The following is a 6,210-nucleotide window of genomic DNA, read 5'->3' as shown; positions in this document are numbered from 1 at the left end:
GGTTAAGGTCCTCTTTTTTCACTTCAAATTAAAAACATTAATCTTTAAAAGAACCTTGCAAAAAAAAGATAAATTGCTTTCCAACCAAAGAGTGGAAAAGAATTTATCTTTAAATCGTATTTGGGGATGAAAAAAATGTTTGGGTTTACAAATTGAAACTATTGATTGAATCTTCCGCGTTGGCGAAGTAATTCACGATTCAGGTTCGGATCCTTTTCAAATGCGGCGCGGCCGTGAAGCCAGAATATATTGTTGACAACAACTAAATCTCCAACAGGCAGTTCAAGTTCGAGTACACTTTCATCGTTTTCTAATGAATTGGATAAATCGCGCAAGTATTTGGCTTGTTCGATTGATTCAGGATAAACAAATTGATCAATAAAACAAACACCAGGTTTGTTATTATGATTGAAGAAGGTCAATCTTTCAATTTCCTGGTCAATGTTCTTACTTTTTGGAGCTTTATACGTAAATTTATGGCTGGATAATGGATGATTCACATACATATCAAGCTCTTTCCAATCGTCTAGGTGCAATAAACGTGATTCGCCACCGCGTGCATTTTGTTCGATCATCTTCATCATTAGTAACCAATCCGTTGGTTCATCTACAAAGGTGCCATCCGTATGAAGTGTAAATAAACGATAAGCCTGACGTAAATATGAATCGCTGCTATCCGTGTCTTGAACACTAAAACGTGCATAATATTTCCCTGACATGGAATCATGGTTAGGTGTTCCAAGCAAGTATGAAATGGCCGTTGCAAAAATGACATATTCATCTGTATTCTCCGTGACACCTTCCAAGCCAAGGGTGAAGCCGCCGGATTCCCGATCATGAACGATGTTCCTAAGCACTTCACCAAAGTCTTCTCCTACTTGATCCAATAGATATGATGCGACGATGAGTCTTGCGTATGGTGTATATTCCAGATGTTGAACAGACTGATTATCCTTCAATGCCGTTTCTAAAAATGCGGCAATTGCTTCTTTAGAAATTTCAATATGATACAATCGGCTGGTTTGAGGGTGGACTTTCACCTCATATTTTTCTGTTTTCCTTTCAAACTTAACTCTCTTTTTTTCTGCAATGCTCATGAATAATTCCTCCTGTTATTTGTTATATGGATGAAAAAATTAACAGGAAATATAAAAAGCCAGTCGCACATGATCCCCAAATAAAATTGGAGTCCAACTGTACAACTGGCTTATATTCACTTCACTGCTCTATGCAAATAGAGTCACAGCGAATATGCAGTTATGTATGATTTATTTTCCCTGTTTCCAATCATTAAGATCTTTACACGATTCTGAAATGGTATTTTCCAAAAGGTGTTAATGTCATAATATTGGCTTAATTCCATTTAAACGCTTTTCAGTGAAATTGTCAATGGTTTTTACAAATTATTCTGATAAATTATATTACTAACTTGGTAGTTTCGTTTTTTCTCCTGCTTTAATTTGCTGAAAATGGAGATCCAGGTCCTTTAAGGCAGCAATCAATGCATTAGCCGCTTTCCCCCGATAATAAGTTTGAATCGATTCTATCGCGTCATCAACACCATCATTTAGACTGGTCCCTTTTAACAAACGCCCAATGAATTCCTGGCCATGCTCTGTTGCCAATGTACAAGAGGCTTCCAGGACAACCCCATATTTAGCATCGATTTCTGCAGTGATGGTCAATGTTTCAAAGACACTTTTCGCTGCCATTCCTTGAGGTAAACGTGCATGACCTGCAATGAAAATTGTTTTACCATTGAACATGAGGCTTCTTCCTCTCTCTTTAACGAATTTTATTTTGTCAATACAGCTTCCAATAAGTGTGATTGTTCCGGAATCCGGTTAACAACCTCTTTTCCAATTTCAATTGCGGCTGTTGCAGCAGGTGACGGTGCATTACATACATGAATGGTCCGTTTCCCCATTATAATATGAAAATCATCCACCATATTACCATCATCCTGTAACGCCTGGGCCCGCACTCCAGAAGGTGCAGGGATTAAATCATCTTCTTGAATTTCCGGTATTAATTCCTGCAGGCTTTTCGTAAATTGCTTTTTACTAAAAGAGCGGACATACTCATCCATCCCTTCCTTCATGAATTTACTAGCGAGCTTCCAAAAACCTTTATAGCTTAAAACTTCAGTTAAATCTTTCGCATTGAAGTCGGTTTTTTTATAACCTTCCCGCTTGAAACTTAGTACAGCATTTGGTCCAGCATCTACTTCCCCGCTAATCATCCGTGTGAAATGAACCCCTAAAAATGGGAATTTCGGGTTAGGTACCGGATAAATTAAATGATTGACAAGGAAGCGCTTTTCGGGCTTCAGCTTAAAATACTCACCGCGAAAAGGGACAATTTTCATATCAGTTTTATACCCCGCAGCTGCTGCGATACGGTCACTGTGCAACCCTGCACAATTAATGACTATCCTTGCCTTTATGGTACCATTGTTCGTTTCGATGATGACATCATCAAAATTCTCGTCAATCTTCTCCACCTTTGTATTCAGCTTGATTTCACCGCCGTTGCCCCGGATGATATCCGCCATCTTTTCACTTACATGACGATAATTGACGATGCCTGCTTGCGGGACGCGTATCGCACCAAGTCCATTGACATGTGGTTCGATTTCCTTTAACTCGTCCACACCGATTCGTTGTATAGCTAGCTCATTTTGCAAACCGCGTGAATATAAATCATCCAAAAGGGGCAACTCTTCTGGCTTTGTTGCAACAATGACCTTTCCGCAAATATCATGTTCAATTCCATGCATCCGGCAGAATTCCGTCATTGATTTGCTTCCTTGACGGGCAAATCGTGCCTTGAAACTGCCTGGTTTATAATAAATTCCTGAATGGATGACGCCGCTGTTATGCCCCGTTTGATGATCTGCAACAACGGCCTCTTTTTCAATGACTACCACTTTAGCATTAGGAAAACGCTGATAAAGTGCCATTCCCGTTGATAAACCTACTATTCCCCCACCAACAATTGCAAAATCATACACAATTAACACTCCTTTTATTGATGATTTTTAGTATTCAGCAACTCCATATACGTAATTAAATTATTCTTAGTTCGTAAAATGTGAAACTCTACTGCTGCCCTTAGTTCTGCAGGATCCCCTCTTAGTGCCGCTTCATATATCATCCGGTGTTCCCTTTGCGTTTCTGGGTAATAATCAATCAGCAAATTCGGCGCAATGGGTGAGATACCGAGTGTCTCTACCATTTTTTGAACCCTTGGCCATGGACACCCTTTGCGGAGGGTTTCATGGAAAGCCGCATTTAAAAGGATATAATGCTCATTGGTTTCATCAGATAACTGAATTCCTTCCATTTCAATCAAAATACCTTTTAATTTTTCCTTATCCTCCTTTGTTAAATAAGGAAGTGATTTTTCCACGGCAAGTCCTTCAAGCAGGGACCTGGTATGATAAATTTCTTCAATATCATCCCGGGTAATAGGTGTGACGACTGCTCCTTTATGAGGAACCATTTCCACCAAGCCTTCCATTTGAAGCTGTGTAAGGGCTTCTCGAATGGGCATTCTGCTAACTTCCAGGCGATCGGCCCACTCCTCTTGGATGAGTCGCTCCCCCTTTTTCAACGTCCCATTCAAAATCGCATTCCTAAGGCTTTTGGTTACATTTTTAACGATGGTTGATTTATCTCGATCGGAATTAACATTATCCAATTAAGCGTCCACCTTTCAATATTGGATACAATTTTAACTATATCAACTATATAAAGCGATTACAACACTAAAAATTAAATATATTGTATCCAATTTAAAAAACACTGGATACAATATATTAGGTAAACATCAAATTCACATCTGATTATAATTTGTGGCACCTGTTTATATTTAACTATTAAAATAAGATGCCAAACTGGATATCAGAGCATCCCTCACCCTCTTTAATTATGTTCGTGATTTTAAAGGATTATTTAATTGGTTACGTTTCAGAAGGATTAGTTTCTTGTTCCTCTATTAAAGAAATTCAACCAGAAGTACTGGAACAGCTTGAATTAGTAGATGCTAGTAACTATTTTAAGTATTGACCACCGAAGCAGAATTAAGTAAGCATGAATCGTATTTTCATCGCAATGTGATACAAAAAATCGCGGTAAAATCTTAGATGTTACCTTTTATCCCTTTAAATAAAAACCAAAAGCACGAAAAGGAATTTGATCTTCCTTTTTGTGCTTTTTTAGTGTTTATAGGAGAAATCGTCTTTGCTTACTGCCCAACTTGCCATGGACGACTGACTTGTGGTTTCCTTTTACTTTGTTTTGGCCCTAATTCTTCTTTTGTCATTCTACGAGGCTCCATCCCCCGTTCAATACGGGTGCGTATTTCCTTCGAATTAGAAAACAAATTGGGTGGTTGGTAGACACGGGAAGCCCCTTGATGGCAGCCCGGACATTGCGCTGTTCCTTTATTGCCTGCCATTGACTTAAAGAATAGTGTGAACTCACCGCATTGACTGCAGTTAAAGGTGTAACTAGGCAAGGAAAGTCCCCCTTCATCCTTATATTTATTACTTCGGATTAATATCTTTATCAAATATTTGGGTCGGAATGGCCACGGTACAACACGCATTAGGGATGTCTACGATTCCATTTATCCGGCCTTCAATAGGCGCTGTACCTAATATCATATATGCCTGCTCTCCTGTATAACCGAGTGTTTTCAAATATTCGATTGCATTCAGGCAAGCTCGGCGGTAAGCAATATTTGCATCCAAATAATGTTGCTTTCCTGTAAACTCATCTACTGAAATGCCTTCAAACACTAAATAATCGGAATAATTTGGTTCAACCGGACCAGGTTTGAAGACAGGATTGTCTTTAATTTTATATTTCTCCATACCTCCCTTAATCACGTCGACACGAAGATCAATCCATCCCGCCATTTCAATCCCGCCGCAGAATGTAATTTCGCCATCCCCTTGTGAAAAATGGAGGTCACCTACCGAAAGTTTTGCTCCGTCCACAAATACTGGGAAGAAAACTCTTGAACCTTTTGATAAATTTTTAATGTCACAGTTTCCTCCATTTTCCCTTGGAGGCACTGTTCTCGCTCCCTCTTTGACGACCCGATCAAATTCTGCTCCTTTTAACGTGCCTAGCACTGCATGCTCTGCTTGGGGAGAAGTTGCTAGTTCAGGTATACGGTCGGGATCTGTCATCTTCAATTCATTTTCTCGTTTATTCCACTCTTGCAGAAGCTCCATTGAAGGCGCCACACCAATTAATCCAGGGTGGATAAGCCCGGCAAACTTAACACCTGGCACATGCCTTGAAGTCGTATAAATTCCTTCAAAGTCCCAGATAGATTTCGCTGCTTCCGGATAATGTTCTGTTAAAAAACTTCCTCCATTTTCTTTGGCGAAAATTCCATTAAAACCCCATTCAGACTCAGCAAACGCACCGATATCCAAAATATCAACAACTAATAAATCACCCGGTTCCACTCCATTTACATAAACCGGTCCGCTTAATACATGAACTCGCGGCAAAATAACATCCCTAATGTCACGAGGATCGTCATTGTTGCTAATTTGTCCATCCGTCCAATCTTTACACTCCATACGAAACGATTGGCCCAGCTCTACTGAAAAAGCAGCGGGAATATCCGGATGCCAACGATTATGCCCCGGGTGTGCTTGTTGCTCCATCGGTTTACTAAGATCCAGTTTAAACAAAGTTTTAGGCATGTTACTCCTCCTTCAATCTATTAATCTATGAGGTTAAACTATGTATGCGTTTTCATAATAGTATTTTTAACAAATATAGTCAAATTATTAATATTATAACAGTTGGGTTTAATGAACTTAATCTTGATGAAGTGAGTAAAGTAATATTAAGAATCAATAGAACAACTACCTGTTTTTAATATTTAGTTGAGTTGATCGTTTTTACTTAGCTTTTAAAGGTGCACACTCCATTTTGTTCTTTGTTATTAATTCATATGAGATTAGAACAACCTATTGATTCAATAGATAAATAGGTTTATTTTAAAATCCCCCTATTTATTCCCGTTGAGCAAAGGTAAATTTTTTAACTAATAACTTGAAAAATCCTGAATAATATTATAAAAAAGGCATTCCTCAACAGAATGCCTCAGACTGTAGACAAACTCGATGAAAATCGAGTTTGTCTATTTTTTATGAGTTGTACAATTTGGCCGTTGATTTTC

General features: G+C 38.7%; 6 protein-coding genes. All 6 read right to left on the bottom strand.

Going from position 1 to position 6,210, the window contains the following annotated elements; translation table 11 throughout:
• Window positions 1–158 precede the first annotated feature (158 nt).
• Window positions 159–1,097, bottom strand: a complete 939-nt coding sequence (gene glaH / locus AC1DVK_RS26280; protein ID WP_477627761.1) for a glutarate dioxygenase GlaH — start codon at window positions 1,095–1,097, stop codon at window positions 159–161.
• A 327-nt stretch (window positions 1,098–1,424) separates the two neighbouring features.
• Entirely contained in the window at window positions 1,425–1,766 is a 342-nt protein-coding gene (locus AC1DVK_RS26275) for a DUF3870 domain-containing protein (RefSeq protein ID WP_477627760.1), read from the bottom strand.
• Between the two features lie 29 nt (window positions 1,767–1,795).
• Complete coding sequence (gene lhgO, locus AC1DVK_RS26270) at window positions 1,796–3,013, bottom strand: L-2-hydroxyglutarate oxidase (RefSeq protein ID WP_410862168.1); 1,218 nt, start codon at window positions 3,011–3,013, stop codon at window positions 1,796–1,798.
• 14 nt (window positions 3,014–3,027) lie between these two features.
• A complete protein-coding gene (locus tag AC1DVK_RS26265; protein WP_061463259.1) occupies window positions 3,028–3,702 on the bottom strand; it encodes a GntR family transcriptional regulator in 675 nt (224 codons plus the stop codon).
• 546 nt (window positions 3,703–4,248) lie between these two features.
• Window positions 4,249–4,521: a zinc ribbon domain-containing protein gene (locus AC1DVK_RS26260; protein WP_061463260.1), complete on the bottom strand. Its 273-nt coding sequence runs from the start codon at window positions 4,519–4,521 to the stop codon at window positions 4,249–4,251.
• 28 nt (window positions 4,522–4,549) lie between these two features.
• The gene (fmdA, locus tag AC1DVK_RS26255; RefSeq protein WP_477627759.1) at window positions 4,550–5,728 is read right to left on the bottom strand and encodes a formamidase; all 1,179 of its coding nucleotides are present in this window, start codon (window positions 5,726–5,728) and stop codon (window positions 4,550–4,552) included.
• Window positions 5,729–6,210: the final 482 nt, after the last annotated feature.

The organism is Peribacillus sp. P4_B1 (genome assembly GCF_056402395.1).
This window is presented reverse-complemented; position numbering and strand designations above follow the sequence as displayed.

Bases quoted from the DNA above. Each gene is read 5' to 3' on its own strand.
- glaH (WP_477627761.1), bottom strand. From the start codon at position 1,097: ATGAGCATTGCAGAAAAAAAGAGAGTTAAGTTTGAAAGGAAAACAGAA.
- AC1DVK_RS26275 (WP_477627760.1), bottom strand. From the start codon at position 1,766: ATGTTCAATGGTAAAACAATTTTCATTGCAGGTCATGCACGTTTACCT.
- fmdA (WP_477627759.1), bottom strand. From the start codon at position 5,728: ATGCCTAAAACTTTGTTTAAACTGGATCTTAGTAAACCGATGGAGCAA.